The 17,986-nt window shown below is 71.7% G+C and carries 18 protein-coding genes and 7 tRNA genes; 14 read left to right on the top strand and 11 right to left on the bottom strand.

The genetic code is table 11. The annotated features are described in order from the left end of the window. Window positions 1–55: 55 nt before the first annotated feature. The 5 genes from AB0D53_RS08975 to AB0D53_RS08955 all read right to left on the bottom strand — a co-directional run bounded on the left by AB0D53_RS08975 (window position 56) and on the right by AB0D53_RS08955 (window position 503). Window positions 56–130 (bottom strand) — tRNA-Val (locus tag AB0D53_RS08975). 23 nt (window positions 131–153) lie between these two features. After that, window positions 154–225: transfer RNA gene (locus AB0D53_RS08970), tRNA-Val, on the bottom strand. A gap of 19 nt (window positions 226–244) precedes the next feature. Further along, window positions 245–316 (bottom strand) — tRNA-Val (locus AB0D53_RS08965). A 1-nt stretch (window position 317) separates the two neighbouring features. Further along, a tRNA-Cys gene (locus AB0D53_RS08960) sits at window positions 318–391 on the bottom strand. 39 nt (window positions 392–430) lie between these two features. Then, window positions 431–503: transfer RNA gene (locus AB0D53_RS08955), tRNA-Gly, on the bottom strand. 163 nt (window positions 504–666) lie between these two features. Between AB0D53_RS08955 and AB0D53_RS08950 the strand changes: the two genes are divergently transcribed. Genes AB0D53_RS08950 through AB0D53_RS08940 form a run of 3 tightly spaced genes read left to right on the top strand, consistent with a single transcriptional unit; the run spans window position 667 to window position 3,401 of the window. Further along, window positions 667–1,704, top strand: a complete 1,038-nt coding sequence (locus AB0D53_RS08950; protein WP_362442955.1) for a chorismate-binding protein — start codon at window positions 667–669, stop codon at window positions 1,702–1,704. Then, on the top strand, window positions 1,701–2,522 hold the full coding sequence (locus AB0D53_RS08945) for an aminodeoxychorismate lyase (RefSeq protein WP_362442227.1): 822 nt from the start codon (window positions 1,701–1,703) through the stop codon (window positions 2,520–2,522). Before AB0D53_RS08950 ends, AB0D53_RS08945 begins: the two co-directional genes overlap by 4 nt. A 42-nt stretch (window positions 2,523–2,564) precedes the next feature. Then, the gene (locus AB0D53_RS08940) at window positions 2,565–3,401 is read left to right on the top strand and encodes a GNAT family N-acetyltransferase (RefSeq protein WP_362442224.1); all 837 of its coding nucleotides are present in this window, start codon (window positions 2,565–2,567) and stop codon (window positions 3,399–3,401) included. Window positions 3,402–3,413: 12 nt separating this feature from the next. Here AB0D53_RS08940 and AB0D53_RS08935 read toward each other — a convergent pair whose 3' ends face one another. Further along, window positions 3,414–3,929, bottom strand: a complete 516-nt coding sequence (locus AB0D53_RS08935) for a DsbA family protein (RefSeq protein WP_362442221.1) — start codon at window positions 3,927–3,929, stop codon at window positions 3,414–3,416. Window positions 3,930–4,131: 202 nt separating this feature from the next. Here AB0D53_RS08935 and AB0D53_RS08930 point away from each other — a divergent pair, with 202 nt between their 5' ends. The 3 genes from AB0D53_RS08930 to AB0D53_RS08920 all read left to right on the top strand — a co-directional run bounded on the left by AB0D53_RS08930 (window position 4,132) and on the right by AB0D53_RS08920 (window position 6,008). Beyond that, the gene (locus AB0D53_RS08930; RefSeq protein WP_362442218.1) at window positions 4,132–4,587 is read left to right on the top strand and encodes a hypothetical protein; all 456 of its coding nucleotides are present in this window, start codon (window positions 4,132–4,134) and stop codon (window positions 4,585–4,587) included. 106 nt (window positions 4,588–4,693) lie between these two features. Further along, window positions 4,694–5,713 carry a LacI family DNA-binding transcriptional regulator gene (locus AB0D53_RS08925; RefSeq protein WP_362442215.1) on the top strand — a complete coding sequence of 340 codons (1,020 nt, stop codon included), beginning with the start codon at window positions 4,694–4,696 and terminating at the stop codon, window positions 5,711–5,713. 139 nt (window positions 5,714–5,852) lie between these two features. Then, window positions 5,853–6,008, top strand: a complete 156-nt coding sequence (locus AB0D53_RS08920) for a hypothetical protein (protein ID WP_177328061.1) — start codon at window positions 5,853–5,855, stop codon at window positions 6,006–6,008. A gap of 4 nt (window positions 6,009–6,012) precedes the next feature. On the opposite strand, the gene AB0D53_RS08915 is transcribed toward AB0D53_RS08920, so the two are convergent. Both AB0D53_RS08915 and AB0D53_RS08910 read right to left on the bottom strand, forming a co-directional pair. Next, entirely contained in the window at window positions 6,013–6,600 is a 588-nt protein-coding gene (locus AB0D53_RS08915; protein ID WP_362442211.1) for a CGNR zinc finger domain-containing protein, read from the bottom strand. Between the two features lie 311 nt (window positions 6,601–6,911). After that, entirely contained in the window at window positions 6,912–7,325 is a 414-nt protein-coding gene (locus AB0D53_RS08910; RefSeq protein WP_003959770.1) for an SsgA family sporulation/cell division regulator, read from the bottom strand. Between the two features lie 190 nt (window positions 7,326–7,515). Between AB0D53_RS08910 and AB0D53_RS08905 the strand changes: the two genes are divergently transcribed. Next, on the top strand, window positions 7,516–8,004 hold the full coding sequence (locus AB0D53_RS08905) for a TIGR02611 family protein (protein ID WP_362442208.1): 489 nt from the start codon (window positions 7,516–7,518) through the stop codon (window positions 8,002–8,004). 54 nt (window positions 8,005–8,058) lie between these two features. Then, window positions 8,059–8,130: transfer RNA gene (locus tag AB0D53_RS08900), tRNA-Val, on the top strand. Between the two features lie 374 nt (window positions 8,131–8,504). Here the strand turns inward: AB0D53_RS08900 and AB0D53_RS08895 are convergent. Continuing rightward, a complete protein-coding gene (locus AB0D53_RS08895) occupies window positions 8,505–11,021 on the bottom strand; it encodes a hypothetical protein (RefSeq protein ID WP_362442205.1) in 2,517 nt (838 codons plus the stop codon). A gap of 83 nt (window positions 11,022–11,104) precedes the next feature. Between AB0D53_RS08895 and AB0D53_RS08890 the strand changes: the two genes are divergently transcribed. Next, complete coding sequence (locus tag AB0D53_RS08890) at window positions 11,105–11,551, top strand: SRPBCC family protein (protein ID WP_362442202.1); 447 nt, start codon at window positions 11,105–11,107, stop codon at window positions 11,549–11,551. A 39-nt stretch (window positions 11,552–11,590) separates the two neighbouring features. Then, window positions 11,591–11,662 (top strand) — tRNA-Val (locus tag AB0D53_RS08885). A 55-nt stretch (window positions 11,663–11,717) separates the two neighbouring features. Here the strand turns inward: AB0D53_RS08885 and AB0D53_RS08880 are convergent. Further along, window positions 11,718–12,443 carry a 3'-5' exonuclease gene (locus AB0D53_RS08880; RefSeq protein ID WP_329817752.1) on the bottom strand — a complete coding sequence of 242 codons (726 nt, stop codon included), beginning with the start codon at window positions 12,441–12,443 and terminating at the stop codon, window positions 11,718–11,720. Window positions 12,444–12,634: 191 nt separating this feature from the next. Between AB0D53_RS08880 and AB0D53_RS08875 the strand changes: the two genes are divergently transcribed. From AB0D53_RS08875 to thrS, 3 genes are all read left to right on the top strand, one after another. Continuing rightward, on the top strand, window positions 12,635–13,201 hold the full coding sequence (locus AB0D53_RS08875; RefSeq protein WP_329817750.1) for a DUF4365 domain-containing protein: 567 nt from the start codon (window positions 12,635–12,637) through the stop codon (window positions 13,199–13,201). Beyond that, window positions 13,201–14,466, top strand: coding sequence for a hypothetical protein (locus tag AB0D53_RS08870; protein WP_362442198.1), 1,266 nt, complete (start codon window positions 13,201–13,203; stop codon window positions 14,464–14,466). The genes AB0D53_RS08875 and AB0D53_RS08870 overlap by 1 nt, the downstream gene beginning before the upstream one ends. Before the next feature lie 138 nt (window positions 14,467–14,604). Next, window positions 14,605–16,581 (top strand): threonine--tRNA ligase, encoded by a 1,977-nt coding sequence (gene thrS / locus AB0D53_RS08865; RefSeq protein ID WP_362442195.1) that lies wholly within the window; start codon window positions 14,605–14,607, stop codon window positions 16,579–16,581. Between the two features lie 30 nt (window positions 16,582–16,611). On the opposite strand, the gene AB0D53_RS08860 is transcribed toward thrS, so the two are convergent. Then, window positions 16,612–17,289 carry a potassium channel family protein gene (locus AB0D53_RS08860; RefSeq protein ID WP_362442192.1) on the bottom strand — a complete coding sequence of 226 codons (678 nt, stop codon included), beginning with the start codon at window positions 17,287–17,289 and terminating at the stop codon, window positions 16,612–16,614. Between the two features lie 66 nt (window positions 17,290–17,355). Here AB0D53_RS08860 and AB0D53_RS08855 point away from each other — a divergent pair, with 66 nt between their 5' ends. Further along, entirely contained in the window at window positions 17,356–17,916 is a 561-nt protein-coding gene (locus AB0D53_RS08855) for an HIT domain-containing protein (protein WP_362442189.1), read from the top strand. Window positions 17,917–17,986 lie beyond the last annotated feature (70 nt).

Raw genomic sequence — 17,986 nt, 5'->3', positions numbered from 1 at the left:
CCCATGGGTCGGAGCACGACAGAGCCCCGGTCGTCGGAACGACCGGGGCTCTCGATGGTGCGCGATACTGGGATTGAACCAGTGACCTCTTCCGTGTCAGGGAAGCGCTCTCCCGCTGAGCTAATCGCGCAGGGTGAACCTGCGTGTACTGCGTGCGCGATACTGGGATTGAACCAGTGACCTCTTCCGTGTCAGGGAAGCGCTCTCCCGCTGAGCTAATCGCGCGGGGATCCTTGTGGATCAGTGGACGATACTGGGATTGAACCAGTGACCTCTTCCGTGTCAGGGAAGCGCTCTCCCGCTGAGCTAATCGTCCTTGGAGGTGGAGACGGGATTTGAACCCGTGTAGACGGCTTTGCAGGCCGTTGCCTCGCCTCTCGGCCACTCCACCACGAGTGGGGGGTTCGGGAAGATCCCCCCACTTTGTGCGAGCGGACGACCAGGTTCGAACTGGCGACCTCAACCTTGGCAAGGTTGCGCTCTACCAACTGAGCTACGTCCGCTTGTCTTTCCCGGTCCGCTTGCGCGTCCCGGCGACGTGTTGAACTCTAGCGGATTCCCGGGCCAGTACAAAAACGCGTTTGTGCAGCGTGCTGAGGTGCGCTCGCCCCGGCGCAGGTCATCGCGCACCGCCCTAGACTCGACGACGTGCACGACCTAGCTCCAATGGCCCGCTTCGGCGGCCTCGTCGCGTCCGATCTGCAGGACGTGACCAGTGATCCCACAGCCCTCGAATCGTCCGGTTTCTGGGCCGTATCCGCCGATTTCGAGGGCCGCCTCGTCTGCGCGCGCTTCGGCTCCGTGCGTACGCGGGAGGTGCCCGCGCCCGTGCCGGGCGCCTGGCACGGGCCCGCGGCCGGTGACTGGACCTCGTCGCTGGACCGCGCCGCATACGTCGCGGGCGTGCGGCGGATCCGTGAGTACATCGCGGCGGGCGAGGTCTACCAGGCCAATCTCTGCCGGGTGCTGACGGCGCCGCTGCCCGACCCGGGTGCCGCGGACGTCGACGCGCTGACCGCGCTGCTCGCCCGCGGCAACCCCGCCCCGTACGCAGGAACGATTCGGCTGCCGGGGCACGGCGTGGAGATCGCCACCGCGTCGCCCGAGCTCTTCCTGAAGCGGGACGGCCGGACCGTCGAGTCGGGGCCGATCAAGGGGACCGGCCGGACCGAGGCGGACCTGCTGGAGAAGGACCACGCCGAGAACGTGATGATCGTCGACCTGGTCCGCAACGACCTGGGCCGGGTCTGCGCCACCGGATCGGTCACCGTTCCCGACCTCTGCGTGGTCGAGAAGCACCCCGGCCTGGTCCACCTCGTCTCCACCGTGCGCGGAGAGCTCGCCGAGCACTCCGGCTGGTCCGGACTCCTCGGCGCGGCGTTTCCGCCCGGCTCCGTCACCGGCGCACCCAAGTCCAGCGCCCTGCGGATCATCGAGGAGCTGGAGATCGCACCGCGCGGTCCCTACTGCGGAGGCATCGGCTGGGTCGACGCCGACCGCCGCACCGCGTCGCTCGCCGTCGGCATACGTACCTTCTGGATCGACCGCACCGGCACCGCCCCGGTCCTCCGTTTCGGTACCGGGGCCGGCATCACCTGGGGCTCCGACCCGGAACGCGAGTGGGACGAGACCGAACTCAAGGCGTCCAGACTGCTCGCTGTAGCGTCGGGCGCGCACGAAGCAACCGGAAGGACCGCGTCATGAGGATTTGGGTCAACGGCGGACTGCGCGACGCCGAGGACGCCAGGGTGTCCGTGCTGGACCACGGGCTCACCGTGGGGGACGGCATCTTCGAGACGGTCAAGACCGTCGGCGGCAGGCCCTTCGCCCTCACCCGCCACCTCGACAGGCTGACCCGCTCGGCCCGCGGTCTCGGACTCCCCGACCCCGACCCCGACGAGGTCCGCCGAGCCTGCGCCGACGTCATCGACGCCAACCCGATGGCGCTCGGCAGGCTGCGCATCACGTACACCGGAGGGCTCTCCCCGCTCGGCTCCGACCGGGGCGAGAACGGCCCGAGCCTTGTCGTCGCCCTCGGCGAGGCGGCCCGCCGTCCCGACACCACCGCGGTGATCACCGTTCCCTGGACGCGCAACGAACGCAGTGCGCTCGCCGGGCTCAAGACCACTTCGTACGCCGAGAACGTCGTCGCCCTCGCCCGGGCCCAGGAGCACGGCGCGTCGGAGGCGCTCTTCGCCAACACGGCCGGGCAGCTCTGCGAAGGCACCGGGTCCAATGTCTTCGTCGTCCTCGACGGACAGCTGCACACCCCGCCGGTCGCCTCCGGCTGCCTCGCCGGGATCACCCGCGCGCTGGCCGTGGAGTGGACCGGCGCGCAGGAGACCGAGCTGCCGTTCGACATCCTGGAGCGGGCCGAGGAGATCTTCCTCACCTCCACCCTGCGCGACGTGCAGGCCGTCCACCGGGTGGACGGGCGGGAGCTGCCGGGCGGGCCCGGACCGGTGACCGCCAAGGCCATGCGGATCTTCGACGAGCGGGCCGGCGACGACCTCGACCCGTAAATCGGGGTGACGGACCGGGCTCCAGCGGATAGAACATCTCCGATGACCACCACCCTCCGGCCGACCGGGCCGATCCAGGAAAGCGCCGACGGCGCGAAGAGCCGCACGTACGACGTGTGCGACAACGGGCGGCCCGTCGGCACCGTCGAGATCGGCACCGACGCCGCGTTCGGCGGTGCCACCGGCGAACTGCGTTCCCTGAGCATCGACGAACCGAGCCGGCGCCGGGGTCGCGGCACCATCGCCGGTCTCGCCGCCGAGGAGGTGCTGCGCGGATGGGGCTGCGGCCTGGCGCACCTGTCGGTCCCGGAGGGCAACGAGGCGGCCCGCCGCCTGGCGGCCACCCTCGGCTACACCGACCGCAGCCGCAACATGGTCAAGGACCTCGGCCCGACGGCCCCGGTGCTGCCGGACGGTGCAGGGGCCAGGGAGATGAGTGCCGAGGAGTTCGAGGCCTGGCAGCGCACCAGCGTGGACGCGTACGCCCAGTCCTGGATCGATCAGGGCGTTCCGGTGGAACAGGCCATGCACAAGTCCCGGGCCGACCATGCCCGCAACCTGCCGGACGGACTGGACACCGAGGGCATGTACGTCCATGTCCTCGTGGTCGGGGACGCGGTCGTCGGCCATGTGTGGGTGTCGGTGCGCGAGGGCGACGACGGCGGGAGGGCCGGATTCGTCTTCGACGTCGAGGTGGCCGAGGAGTACCGGGGCCGGGGATACGGGCGTGCCCTGATGGCGCGGGCCGAGCACATCACCCTGGCCGCGGGTTCCCGCCGCCTCGGGCTGCACGTGTTCGCCGCCAACACGCCGGCTCTACGGCTGTACGAGTCGCTCGGGTACCGGACGACCCGGTACAACCTGTCCAAGAACCTCTGAGGACCGGGGTGCTCAGCCCTTCTCGGCGAGCAGCCGGTCGGCGATGTCCTCGATCCGTTCGCGCAGCCCGTCCTGGCTCTTGCCGCCGTCCAGCCGCTCGTCGCCGATCACATACGTCGGGGTGCCGGTGACCCCGATCGCCTTGCCCTCGGCCTGGTCGGCGTCGACGATCAGCATGTGGCGTCCGTCGATCAGCGCGGTGTCCATCTCCTCGGCGTCCAGGCCGAGTTCCCGCGCCACCTCGACGAGCAGCGGTTCGCCGGTGCGGGCGAGATCGGCGGTCCGGGCGAGCACCGCCTCGATGTACGGCCAGTCCTTGCCCTGGGCGGCGGCCTCCTCGGCGGCCTGCGCGGCGGCGTAGGCGTGCTTGTGCTTCTCCAGCGGGAAGTGGCGCAGCCGCACGTCCAGCCGGTCGCCGTACTTGGCCCGCAGGGCGTGCACATCGGTGAGGGCCTGGTGACAGTCGGGGCACTGGAGCTCGCACCAGACGTCGAGGACGACGGGGGCCGCAGGGGTGGAATCGCTCATGCGGCCAGTCTCCCAGGGCCCGCGCGAGCCGCCCAATCGGCACCCGTTCCGCCACGGCCCGGTGCGACCCGGGGCGCTGCCGAGCGGCACCTGGGGAGGATCCCGGCCCTGAAATGTCCCTGATGCGGTGGCGGATCGTGGCCTCCGGGCCGGTCAGCGGTGCAGGATGGAAGGGACGTTTCCCCTGCGCCTGGAGGCACCGATGCTTGCCGAGACCATCTGCTCCGCGGCGTCCGCGGCGGGCCTGGGCATCGCCGCCGTCACCGCCTGGCGAAGGCGCTTCCTGACTGCGACCCGGATCGCCGCCTACTCCCTGGTCCCGATCGCGCTGGTGCTGACCGGATTCGTGGAATGGGTCGCCCCAATCGCCTTCAAGCCCACTGTCTGGCTGGGTTTCGGGCTGCTCGCGGTGGCCTGGCTGCTGTTCGCGATCACACGCGCGATCGAGCGCCGCAGCGGTGGCACCCGCAAGGAGCGCAGGGCCGCCGCACGTGCGGCGCAGGGCGAGGCGGTCGCCCCCGCGGCCTCGGTGCCCTCGCTCGGGTCGGGGCTCCCGGACTCCTCGTCGCGTCCGCAGGCGAAGCCCCGGCAGCAGTCCGCCGCCCCGGCCGAGGACTTCAGCGACATCGAGGCCATCCTGAAGAAGCACGGCATCTGATCCCCGCCTGCCCGCCCCGGCCGGGAGGCCCGTCCCCGGGCGCCGTCCGTACGATGGGGACACGTCGCGGACGCGTGCGGCCGAAGCCATCAGTGGGGCAGGGCAAGTGGGGCGTGTGGCAGGGATCAAGGACGTGGCCCGGCAGGCCGGGGTCTCCGTGGGCACCGTGTCCAACGTGATCAACCGGCCCGAGGCGGTGCTGCCGGAGACCCGCGCCCGGGTGCTCGCCGCCATCGAGGAACTCGGTTACGTGCGCAGCGAGTCGGCGCGCCAGTTGAGGGCGGGGCGCAGCCGGATCATGGCCCTGCTCGTCCTCGACATGGGCAACCCCTTCTTCGTGGACGTGGCCCGTGGCGCCGAGCGCGCCGCCCGGGAGGCCGGCCTCCGCGTCATGGTCTGCAACAGCGACCAGAGCCCGGCGGAGGAGGCCGAGTACCTGGGGCTCTTCGCCGAGCAGCGGGTCTGCGGTGTCCTGGTCACCCCGGCCGACGCGACCGGCCGGAACCTGGAGGCGTTCGGCCGCCACCGCATCCCCTTCGTCCTGGTGGACCGGGTGGCGCCCGGCGCGGGGACCTGCGCGGTCTCCGTCGACGACGTCCGCGGCGGCGCCCTCGCCGTGGGGCATCTGGTCTCGGCCGGGCACCGTTCGGTGGCGTACGTCAGCGGCCCGGGCGACCTCCATCAGATCCGGGACCGGCGCGAAGGCGCCCTGTCGGCCCTCGCCGAGGCCGGGCTGCCGCCCGAGGCGCTCGTGGAGATCCCCTCCGGCCGGCTGGACGTGGCGGCGGGCCGCGATGCCGGGGCCCGGCTGCTCGGCCTCGTGCCCCGGCCGACGGCGGTGTTCTGCGCCAACGACCTGCTCGCCCTGGGGGTGCTCCAGGCGCTGTACGCCGCGGGTGTCGGGGTGCCGCACGACATCGCCCTCGTCGGTTACGACGACATCGAGTTCGCCGCCGCCGCTGCCGTGCCGCTCACCTCGGTCCGCCAGCCCGCGGTCGTGATGGGCAGGATGGCCGCGGAGCTCCTGCTGGAGGAGTCGGACGACGAGGACGGCACCCATGAGCACCGCAGCGTGGTGCTCCAGCCGGAGCTCGTGGTGCGGGCCTCCAGTTCGGCACCGCGCTGAGCGCGCGGAGCCGTACCGAATATCTGGCGGCCGATCGGACGCCGGAGCGAATTCCGGCTGTCCGGGAAGGGTGAACTCCCGGTACAAAGAGGCGCGTTGATCGCCAACAGCCCCCCGAGTGAGTCATGATCGTCCCGAGATGGTGGACACCTCCCGGGGCGATGCCCCCGCAACCCCTGCCGAAGAGCCGCGCGGCTGCCTCTTCGCGCTTTCCCAGCCCCCTCTGATGATCTTCCTCGCGGTGGTCGGCAGTCTCCTGCTGATGGCCGCGTTGCATGATCTCTTCATGCTGTGAACGGTCAGCCGGCCGCTTCCTTGCGGCGTGCCCGGTACGCGGCCACATGCAGACGGTTGCCGCAGGTGCGGCTGGAGCAGTAGCGGCGGGAGCGGTTCCGGGACAGGTCGACGAAGGCGTGCCGGCAGTCCGGCGCCTCGCACCGCCGCAGCCGCTCCAGCTCGCCCGCCACCACGATGAAGGCCAGCGCCATGCCGCAGTCGGCCGCGAGGTGGTCGGCGATCGACGCGTCGGGTGCGAAGTAGTGCACATGCCAGTCGTAGCCGTCGTGATCGCTGAGCTGCGGTGTCGTGCCGGCGGCGGCGACGAGCGCGTTGACGAGCGCGGCGGCGGTCCGGGTGTCGTCCGTCGCGAAGATCTCGGCGAAGCGCGTCCGTACGTCCTGTACGGCCCGCAGGTCCTTCTCGTGCAGCTTTCCCACACCGCTGATGCGATGGCGCCGCGCGAAGTCGTACAGCGCTTCGATGCCGGCGAGGCCGTCGCTCCGCCCGCCTTCCGGCTGCCCGCTCGCCGGTGGCTCGCTCTCCGGGGCGGTGTTCAACAGGTCGACCACCGTGTCGAGGGCGATCCGGGTGTCGTGGGGGATCAGCACGCTTTCGCTCCCTGCCTCCGGCGGGCGGGTCCCCGCCGATGCGGGCTGACTCTACTGGCTCGACCGCGGCGCACAGCGGCCCGAGAGGGCCCGGGAGGGGCGAGGAGAGCGGATACCGGCCACGGGTGGGTACCCGTGGCCGGTGGCCGTCCGCCCGGGGCGTGAGCGAGGCGCCACGGGCTCCCGTGGGCGCACACCGGCGCCGTCACCACGGTGGATTCCGTGATGACGGCGCCGGTGTCACCGTATGAGGTTTTCCGCGCGGCGCCGTCTCCCCGAGTCGGACGGCGCCGTGCAGCTCTCGGCCTGGCTCAGCTCTCGGCCAGGATGTGTGAGAGCTCCGTATCGAGGTCGAAGTGGCGATGCTCGGTGCCCGGAGGCACCGCGGCGTCGGTCCGCTTCAGGAACGACTCCAGGGCCCTCGCCGGGGCTTCGAGCAGGGCTTCGCCCTCTGGGGAGCTCAGCGCGATGCAGACGACGCCCTGGCCGTGACTACGGGATGGCCAGACGCGGACGTCTCCGGTGCCGGTGGGCCGGTGCAGCCCCTCGGCAAGGAGGTCACGGGCGAATACCCATTCGACCGTCTCCTCCGCTCCGGTATGGAAGGTGGCGTGCACGGCATACGGATCGGCCGTGTCATACCGCAGGCCCGCGGGTACAGGCAGTGAGGACTCGCTCGACACAACGAGGCGCAGGTGCAGCTCGCAGCTGACCGTGGTGTTCATAAGCGCCAGGGCCTTTCGCTCAGTGTGCGCTCGGGGATTCGCACGTCGGCGAAATCGACATGCCACCTACGGTGGCGTTGTAAACCCCTCTGACCTTTTTGTGTTCCTTCAGGTAGCTCGTACGGCGGTGTGTAACTTTCGGTTATGCGTCCATTCCGGTGATGAAGGCCGTTCCGGTAGGTTGGCTTCCATGAATGCGGAGCGTGACGCGCGGGACGGGGGTGCCGCAGCGGCGGTGCCGGTGTCCGACACGGGGGACAGCACGGGCGGCGTGACGGGTGAGGTCACCGAGGGTGTGACCAAGGAGCGGGATCTCGGCTCCCGGGCGCCCGGCTTCATCAAGGCGTCCAGGACGCTGCATCTGAGCTGGCAGGTCGGCGTCTTCGTGGTCGGCCTCGCCGTGGTCGTGGCGGGCATCATCATGCTGCCGCTGCCCGGGCCCGGCTGGCTGGTGATCTTCGGTGGCATGGCGATCTGGGCGACCGAGTTCGTCTGGGCCCAGCTGGTGCTCCGCTGGACCAGGCGGAAGGTCACCGAGGCCGCCCAGCGGGCGCTCGACCCCAAGGTCCGGCGGCGCAACATCATCCTCACCTCGGTCGGCCTGGTGATCATCGTGGTGCTGGTGGGGATCTACGTCTGGAAGTTCGGCATCACCATGCCGTGGAAGATCCACGAGTGACCCGGGGGTGGTCATGGGGCGTCGCTGACATGGGGTAATGTTTGGCCTGCGCCCGGGCGATTAGCTCAGTGGGAGAGCGCTTCGTTCACACCGAAGAGGTCACTGGTTCGAACCCAGTATCGCCCACCCCGGACAGAGGGCCCGTGAGACCGCAGAGTCTCACGGGCCCTCTGCGTTTCCCGCGTCCGGCCGGTTCCTCGGGTTTCCGGCCGGACGCCTCGAAGATTCACAAGCGCTTTCGTGAACGATTCGATCCGGGTGGCGGCCGGCGGGCGGGATCCGGTGATCGAGCAGGGGTATCCGGATAACGCGGCCGGGCGGACTCCGACGGCCACGGGAATTCCCGCGGAAACGGGTCGGCCGCCGCTATCCACGGACAATGCTCCGGCCATTCGCGAACTCCCGCCGGAAAATGCCGGGGAGCGGCCACCGGCGTGAACTGCGCGATTTCTCGGGCGAGTTCGGCCGGGCCGCTCCCGGGCAGGTCGTACGACGCACCGTCAGCGCATCCGGCCCACCGTCTCCCTCAGCCGCCGCGCGTCGCGCAGCCGTTGCTCGTACGTCGCCCCGACCACCAGCAGCAGTACCCCGGCCAGCGCCGGCGGCAGCCAGCGGGGGAGCGCGCCGACGACCTGGACCACGTACGGCGCCAGTTCGTGCATGGCGTCCAGGGCCAGCACCGCGCCACCGAGCAGCAGCAGCGCCTGGAGCCGCAGCCGGGCGCCCGCCAGTGTGATCACCAGGGCCGCCACGCCGAGCAGCAGCGGGCGGAGCCAGTGCGGATCGGTCCAGGCCGCGAAGAGGCTCGGGACCAGCGTCGCCGCGAGACCCGCCCCGTACGCCGTCCACGACGACGCCTCCGGGTCGCGGCGTCGGCGCAGGACACCGACCACCAGGGCGGGCACCGTCACCGGCAGTGTGTACGCCTCCGGGGTCGACACCCCCGAGGCCGAGAGCCGCACCCAGCTCGCCAGGACGAAGAGCGCCACCGCCAGGTGTCCGGCCACCGGACGCCGCTCGGCACGCAGGGCCGTGCCCGCCGCGAGCACCCCGTTCAGCGCCAGCACCAGTGCCAGGAACGGCAGGTCCGGTACTGCCATGACCACCGCCACCGCAGCCGCCGCGGCTCCCGCCAGCTCGACCGGCAGAGCTACCGGGCGGCCCCGCAGCCGGGCCCCGAGGAGCACCGTCACCGCGGGGACCAGCAGCATGACCGGCGCCGCGCGGTCCCCGGTGAGCCCCAGCGACGCCCCGGCGGCGCGGGCGAGCACCGCCCCGCACACCACGGCCCCGCACGCCGGCACCGCCTGCGCGATCCGCAGCGCCCTTGCCGTGCGCACCGCCCCGGCATCGGGCAGCGCCCGCGCCGCGGCGCCGTCGAGCAGCGCCGCTACGGCCCCGAGCACCACCAGCAGCACCGAGAACACCGCGTACGTCGCGGCCTCGGCGGCGAGCGAGAGGAACCCGGCGCTCACCGCGCCGGTCAGCCCGCACACCAGCGCGGTCGTCCCCATCGCGCCCGAACCGCGCCGCAGTGCCCGTACCGCCACCGCGAACACCGCGACGACCAGCACCGACTGCACCGTCACGCCCGCCGCGTACGACAGCCCCAGCACCGCGGGCGAGGCGGTGAAGCCCGCCCAGCACAGGGCCACCGCAGCGGCGCCCGCCGCACTCCGCCCGGCCGCTCCCGCAGGGAGCACCGGCCCCGCCGCCCGTGCCAGCCGGTCCCACGACCGGTGTGCGAGACCCAGCAGAGCGGCCACCGTCAGCAGTACCACCGGGGCCGCGGCCAGGTGGGACCACCCGAGCCCCTTTGTACCCAGAGCGCCCCGGACACCGTCGGGAGCGCCGGACCACACGCGGGCCAGCTGCGACACCGTGCCCATCAGCGCCATGCCGACCGGCGGCGCCGCGGACAGCACCGCGCCCGCGGTCACCGCCGACGAGGCCCACACCACGCCCTGCCCGACCGGTCGCGGCAGCGGTGCGCGCAGCGCGGCCGGCAGCATCGCGCCGCACACCAGATACACCGGTACCGACCAGCCCCATTCCATTCCGGCACTCAGCACACCACCCACCGCGGCCACCGCGCACAGCCCGGCCAGCACTCCGCCCGCCACCGCGAGCCCGGTGGGCGCACGCCACGCCCCGGCCAGCGCGAGCGCGGCACCCGCGAGCAGCAGCGCGGCCGACGCCGACGCGTCCGGCGCCGATCCGGCGGACACCGACTGCGAGAGGGCCACCAGAAGTCCCAGCAGGCCCGTCGTCCAGCAGCCGACACAGGCCGTCACCCGTACCGCGAGGCCCGGACCCGACCACGCGATCGCGCAGTCCAGCGCCGCCGTCAGCAGCAGTGCCCAGCCGAACACCGAGGCGCCCGCCCCCGCCGACCAGGCCCACAGCAGCAGCGGCAGCTGAGCGCTCACCACCGCCAGGGGCAGCGGCAGCCGTAGCCGGCCGAGCAGCAGCCCGTACCCGCCCCACAGCACCGCCAGCACCGCCGAGGCGGCCGCGGCGAAACCGGCGCCACCGGCCTGCGGCAATGCCACCCGGTGCAGCGCGTAGGCGTCGAGAATCATCAGCACGGACGCCACGGCGCCGAGCGACTCGGCGGTCGCGAAGAGCCCGCGGCGCAGCAGCACGGCGGGAGCGGCGAGCGCTGCCAGCGTCACCACGGCGAGCACCGCCGAGCGGCCGGAGATCCCCATGTGGCCCCAGCTGACCAGGGTGAACGCGATCGCCGCGACCGTCAGGAGCAGACCGCCCAGGGTGAGCAGCACATTCTGCGCACTGCGCGGTCCGGCCTGCCCGGCGGGAGCCGCGAACGGAGCCGGCGGCCCGAACGGGGCGGCCGGCTGCGGCACCGGCGGCGCGGACGGGGGCCCGGCGGGCGGCGTCAGCACACTCAGCAGCCAGGCACGGCGGACCAGCAACTGGGAGCGGCGGGCGTCCAGCCGGACCAGTTCGCGATCGAGGAGCGCCAATTCCTCGGCGGGTGGCGGCACATGTTCCATGGACGCGAGTGTGGTGCGAGCCACGGACTCGGACATGCGCTCGGATACTCAGTTCCCCGGCTGAGTACGAGCAGACTGGGGCCATGGACTGGAGCCACTACCGATTCGTGAGCATCTGGGATCTGCCTGCCCCGCCCGACGCCGTGTTCGAGATCCTCGGACGGGCCGACGACTACCCGCGATGGTGGCCACAGGTCCGCGAGGTCACGTCGGTCGACGGGACCAGCGGCACCACCCGCATCCGCTCCTTCCTCCCGTACGACCTCGTCATGACCGTCCGCGAACGCCGCCGTGACCCCGGGGCCGGAGTCATCGAGGCGACGCTCGGCGGCGACCTCGACGGCTGGGTCCGCTGGACGGTCACCCCGCACGGCGGCGGCTGCCGGGCCGTCTACGAGCAGGAGGTCGAGGTGCGCAGGCGCCTGATGCGGCTCCTGGCGGTGCCCGGACGCCCGGTGTTCCGGGCCAATCACGCCCTGATGATGCGCGCCGGCCGGCGGGGCCTGGTGGCCAGGCTGGAAGGAGTTTGAACCGGACCCGCCGAGCCCTGTATGGTTCAACCCGTTCCCGGGCGATTAGCTCAGTGGGAGAGCGCTTCGTTCACACCGAAGAGGTCACTGGTTCGAACCCAGTATCGCCCACCCGGAAGAGGCCGGTCCGTCAGCAGAATCGACGGACCGGCCTCTGCGTGTCCGGTCACGCCGCGGCGGGAAGATCCGGGCGCAGCGGCCAGGCCGGATCCACCATCTCCGCCGTGCCGTTCTTCGCGAACCACGCCTGGAGTCCACGCGCCTGCGCCGCGTGCCACACGGCCTGCAGGGTGTGCAGCTCCGGCGGGGTCAGCCGTTCCAGGCGGGACGAGAACCGCCGTCCCACCGCGCGTACCAGCTCCAGTGAGGCCGCCGCGTCGGCCGCCGCGTCATGCGCGCCGTCGAGCACCACGCCGTACAGCTCGCACAGATCGGTGAGGGTCCGCCGCCCCTTGCGATAGCGGTCCAGATGCTTGTCCAGCACGCGCGGATCCAGCACGCACAGCGGTGAATTCTGCAGATACGCCGCGAGCGACGAGGCGCGATGGCGCTTCAGCTCGCGGTCCAGCAGCGTCAGGTCGAACGGCGCGTTCATCACCACCAGCGGGCGCCCGGCCGCGCACTGCTCGGCCAGCGCGCGGGCTATCTCCTCCACGACCGGTGCGGGCCAGCGCCCGTTGCGCTGGAGGTGATCGTCGGTCAGACCGTGGATCTCGGTCGCCCCGACGGGCACCGGCACCCCCGGGTTCACCAGCCAGCGGGTGACGCGCGTCCGCCCGCCCGCCTGGTCCTGGACGACCAGGGCGGCCGAGACGATCCGGTCCCCCTCGACGTCGACTCCTGTTGTCTCGGTGTCAAAAGCGGCCAGCGGCCCCTCGAACCAGTACGTCATCCCCGAACTCCTCGTGCGCGAACGGCAGATGGTGTGATTCCCCTGCCCGGTTCGGTGATACCCGCACCCTTTGCCTGGTACGCCGTTTGCGGGGCGTCCCGTGCGGTGACAACACAGGTGGGGGGAGCGGAAGTTGTCCGTCACCCCGCACCGGAGAACCGATCGGCACAGCCCGGAAGGCACACGCAGCCATGGCGCTCGCGCAGCCCGAACCGAGCGGGCTGCTGTCCCAGCGGACCGAACCGCTGCGCGGCACACTCGCAACCACCGCCTGCATGGAGACGCTCCAGGTGGGCTATCTGCACGCGGTCGCGGCCGCGGCGGGGTGCTCCCTGTCGCAGCCCTTCCCCGACAACGGAATCGACTGGCACGTCAGCCACGGCGCCCCCGGCCATGCCGTGGACGACGAAGTGACCATAAAGGTGCAGCTCAAATGCACCTACCAGATCCCGCCGAACCCGCCGGGACCGACGTTCGCCTTCACACTCGACAACGCCCACCTGGTGAAGCTCGCGCGGACCCCCGTGTCGGTGCACAAGATCCTCGTGGTGATGATCGTGCCGCGCAGCCAGGACGACTGGCTGCGCGCCGGGCACGACCGGCTCGACCTGCGGCACTGCTGCTACTGGACCAATCTGGCCGGCCACGCGGTGACGGGCCGGCACCGGACCACCGTGCGGATCCCGACCTCGCGCATCTTCGACGACCGGGCGCTCTGCGAGATCATGACCCGCGTAGGGGCGGGAGGGAGGCCCTGATGCACCGGCCGATGGACGAGTACGCCGACGGAGCGATCCCGAAGGCCACCCGCCCGCGCCCCGCCGAAACCGCGGGAGCGTGGCCCGACGGCCCCCGGCCGCCCGGGGACATCCCCGACCCCGCCCGCGTGGACCCCGCAGTCCTCGCCGCGCTGCTGGACCGGCACGGCTGGCAGCGCCGCGGCGGCGCAGCCGGGCGCTACAGCCGCTGGACCCCGCCGGGACCACCGGCCCCGCCCGGGGGCGGGACGAGCCTCCTGGTCCCCGACACCACCGCCTTCCCCGACAGCGAGGACCTCCTCGGCGAGGCCCTGACCGCGCTCGCCCGCAGCGCCGCCCCCTCCGCCCGCGAGGTCCTGGTCTCCCTAGCGGTCCCCAGCGACGAGATCCGCTGGTGGCGCGAGGTCCCCGAACCGCTCGCGGGCGCGGTCGGCTGGACGGGCGCCGAGCGGCTGCACACCGCAGCCCGGCAGATACTGCTCGCCGGCGCACTCGCCGTACGGGGAAGCGCCGGCTACCACGGCGCCCGCCACCGCCGCAGGGCCCGGGCGGCGCTCGAAGGCATCCTCGTCGGTCCCGCTCCCGGCGGCCGGGAGCTCGCCGCGTTCGTGCCGGTGGAACCGGGCCGCGCCGTAGCCGTACGCCTCCACCACGCCCTGCACGCCACCCGCGAGGCCGTGGACTACCAGCGGGCCACCGGTGGCTTCGAAGCCTTCGACACGGCCGTCGGGGCGGGCGTCAGCCGGGAACTGACCGAGGCGGTCGTCGCGCTGGTCCGGGGCTCGGAGGGGGCGGGAATCGCCCTGGAGTGGGCGCCCGCCGCCGGACCCCCCGAGGGCTGCCCGGCCCGCCCCGAGCCGGTGGAGTTCTCACCGGGCGACCTGCCCGCGCTGCGCCGGGCGGGCGCCCGCTACCTGCGCGACGAGCCCGCCGTGACCGTACGGATCACGGGCGCCGTCGTCCGCATGCGCCGCTCGGCACCGCGCGGCGCCGGAATCGTGCGGCTGCGGGTGCTGGCGGGCGCCGAGGTGCCGCACGTACGGCTGGAGCTGGACGAGGAGGCGTACCGGATCGCCGGCCACGCCCATCTGGTGGGGCTGCCGATCCGGGTGGAGGGCAGGCTGGAGAGCCGCGGCGGCTTCCGGCGGCTGACCCGGACCTCGCAGGTCGTGCCCGTGCAGGTCGACGAGGCGGAGCGGGACCGGCTGATGAAGTCCCTCCAGGAGAACGTCGACCAGTTCGAGGAGGCGTGCACCGGCGAATAGGGCCGTGGGGGAGGAGGCCGCGGGGGAGCGGGCGGGCTTCGTGCTCGGCCGTTTCGCAGAGGGGGCCCGCGGCTCGGTACGATTCGTATCGCACGTGCACCACGAACGCGTGCGTACCCCCTGAGTCAGGAGAGACCGGTGTCAGACGTCCGTGTGATCATCCAACGCGATTCCGAGCGGGAAGAGCGCGTGGTGACGACGGGCACTACGGCAGCCGAGCTCTTCCCCGGCGAGCGCACCGTCGTCGCCGCCCGGGTCGCCGGTGAGCTGAAGGACCTCGCGTACGTCGTCGCCGACGGCGAGGTCGTCGAGCCCGTCGAGATCTCCTCCGAGGACGGCCTGAACATCCTGCGGCACTCCACCGCGCACGTGATGGCCCAGGCCGTGCAGCAGCTCTTCCCCGAGGCCAAGCTGGGCATCGGCCCGCCGGTCAAGGACGGCTTCTACTACGACTTCGACGTCGAGAAGCCGTTCACGCCCGAGGACCTCAAGGCCATCGAGAAGAAGATGCAGGAGATCCAGAAGCGGGGGCAGAGGTTCTCCCGCCGGGTCGTGACGGACGAGGCCGCCCGCCAGGAGCTGGCCGACGAGCCGTACAAGCTGGAGCTCATCGGCATCAAGGGCTCCGCGTCCTCGGACGACGGCGCGGACGTCGAGGTGGGCGGCGGCGAGCTGACCATCTACGACAACCTCGACCCGAAGAGCGGCGACCTGTGCTGGAAGGACCTCTGCCGTGGTCCGCACCTGCCGACCACCCGGTTCATCCCGGCGTTCAAGCTGATGCGCAATGCCGCGGCGTACTGGCGCGGCAGCGAGAAGAACCCGATGCTCCAGCGCATCTACGGCACCGCGTGGCCCACCAAGGACGAGCTGAAGGCCCACCTGGAGTTCCTGGAGGAGGCCGCCAAGCGCGACCACCGCAAGCTCGGCAACGAGCTGGACCTCTTCTCCTTCCCGGACGAGATCGGCCCCGGTCTCGCGGTCTTCCACCCCAAGGGCGGCATCATCCGCCGTGCCATGGAGGACTACTCGCGCCGGCGCCACGAGGAGGAGGGCTACGAGTTCGTCTACTCCCCGCACGCCACCAAGGGCAAGCTCTTCGAGAAGTCCGGCCACCTGGACTGGTACGCCGACGGCATGTACCCGCCCATGCAGCTCGACGACGGGGTGGACTACTACCTCAAGCCGATGAACTGCCCGATGCACAACCTGATCTTCGACGCGCGCGGCCGCTCCTACCGTGAACTTCCGCTGCGCCTCTTCGAGTTCGGCACGGTGTACCGGTACGAGAAGTCCGGCGTGGTGCACGGCCTGACCCGCTCGCGCGGCTTCACGCAGGACGATGCGCACATCTACTGCACCAAGGAGCAGATGGCGGAGGAACTCGACCGCACGCTCACCTTCGTCCTGAACCTGCTGCGCGACTACGGCCTGACCGACTTCTACCTGGAGCTCTCCACCAAGGACCCGGAGAAGTTCGTCGGCTCCGACGAGATCTGGGAGGAGGCCACCGAGACGCTGCGCCAGGTCGCCGAGAAGCAGGGCCTGCCGCTGGTCCCGGACCCGGGCGGCGCCGCGTTCTACGGCCCGAAGATCTCGGTGCAGTGCAAGGACGCCATCGGCCGCACCTGGCAGATGTCGACCGTGCAGCTCGACTTCAACCTCCCGGAGCGCTTCGACCTGGAGTACACCGGTCCGGACGGCACCAAGCAGCGCCCGGTCATGATCCACCGTGCCCTGTTCGGTTCCATCGAGCGCTTCTTCGCGGTGCTCCTGGAGCACTACGCGGGTGCGTTCCCGGTGTGGCTGGCCCCGGTCCAGGCGGTCGGCATCCCGATCGGCGACGCGCACATCCCGTACCTCCAGGAGTTCGCGGCCAAGGCCCGGAAGAAGGGGCTGCGGGTCGACGTGGACGCCTCCTCCGACCGGATGCAGAAGAAGATCCGCAACCAGCAGAAGGCCAAGGTGCCCTTCATGATCATCGCGGGTGATGAGGACATGGCCAACGGTGCCGTCTCCTTCCGCTACCGCGACGGATCGCAGGAGAACGGCATCCCGGTCGAGGACGCCATCGCCAAGATCCAGAAGGCCGTCGAGGACCGCGTCCAGGTCTGACCGGCACACGGGCAGGAGGCCCCCGGAGCGCTACTCGCGCTCCGGGGGCCTCTTCTCGTCCTCCCGGGTGAAGACCTGCACCAGCCACGAGGAGAACGACCCCGTCACCGCCCCCAGCAACGCCAGCCCGCAGGCCATCAGGCCCGAGGCCACGATCCGGCCGCCCGTCGTGACCGGCACCGTGTCCCCGTACCCCACGGTCGTCAGCGTCTCGCACGCCCACCATGCCGCGTCACCGAAGGTACGGATCGACGCCCCCGGCGCCTTGTGCTCCTGGTTGTAGACGGCGAGCGCGGCGGAGAAGCCGAGCAGCAGGGCGGACGCGCCGGCGTAGCTGATCACCCGGGCGTACAGGCTCAGCCGCGCCCGCTCCTGTCGCTGCTGGACCGCGGTGTAGACCCGGATCAGCCGCAGTGGCCGCAGCAGCGGAAGCAGCAGCACCACCGTGTCCAGCCAGTGCACCCGCACGAAGCGGGGGCCGAGGCCGCTGAGCCGGATCCGTACGGCGTAGTCCGCCGCGAAGACCAGCCAGGTGGCGCCGACCAGCGCGAGTGCGATGTCCCGCCAGGGCCCGATGTCCTCGGGGGCGAGCACGCGGACCGCGTAGCCGAGCAGGAAGACCAGCGAGGCGCCGAAGAGCGGCACTTCCGTGCGTTGCTCCCAGCGCCGGAAGCGAGGAGGGGCGGAGTCGGCGGGCCGGTCGCTCATCACCTCAGCATCGCCGTACGCCGACAGGTGTGGCCCCGGCGACACGCACCCCGGGAGCGAAGCAATATGCTGATCGCCATGACGAGTGAGCCGGAGCAGCAGATCGGAGTGGGGACGCCCGACGCGTTCCAGCGCCTGTGGACGCCCCATCGGATGGCGTACATCCAGGGCGAGAACAAGCCGACCGGTCCGGAGGCCGGTGACGGCTGTCCGTTCTGCGGGATCCCGTCGAATTCGGACGAGGACGGGCTCGTCGTCGCACGTGGCAGGCATGTCTACGCCGTGCTGAATCTGTACCCGTACAACGGCGGGCATCTGATGGTGGTGCCCTACCGGCATGTCGCCGACTACACGGAGCTGGACGGCCCGGAGACCATGGAGCTGGCCGATTTCACCAAGCGGGCGATGGTGGCTCTGCGGACGGCCTCGGGGGCGCACGGATTCAACATCGGCATGAACCAGGGCTCGGTGGCGGGGGCCGGCATCGCGGCCCATCTCCACCAGCACCTGGTGCCGCGCTGGGGCGGCGACACCAACTTCATGCCGGTGGTCGGGCACACCAAGGTGCTGCCGCAGCTGCTCGCCGACACCCGCAAGATGCTGGCCGACGCCTGGCCCGTCGACTGACCCCGGCTGCCGCTCCACGACGGGGCCGCCCCGGCATCTGCCTGCCGGGGCGGCCTTCGCGTGTCCGGGC

It is taken from the genome of Streptomyces sp. NPDC048295 (assembly GCF_040652135.1).
Taxonomy (GTDB): domain Bacteria; phylum Actinomycetota; class Actinomycetes; order Streptomycetales; family Streptomycetaceae; genus Streptomyces.
The sequence above is the reverse complement of the archived record's forward strand: the minus strand, read 5'-3'. Positions and strand labels throughout refer to the sequence as shown.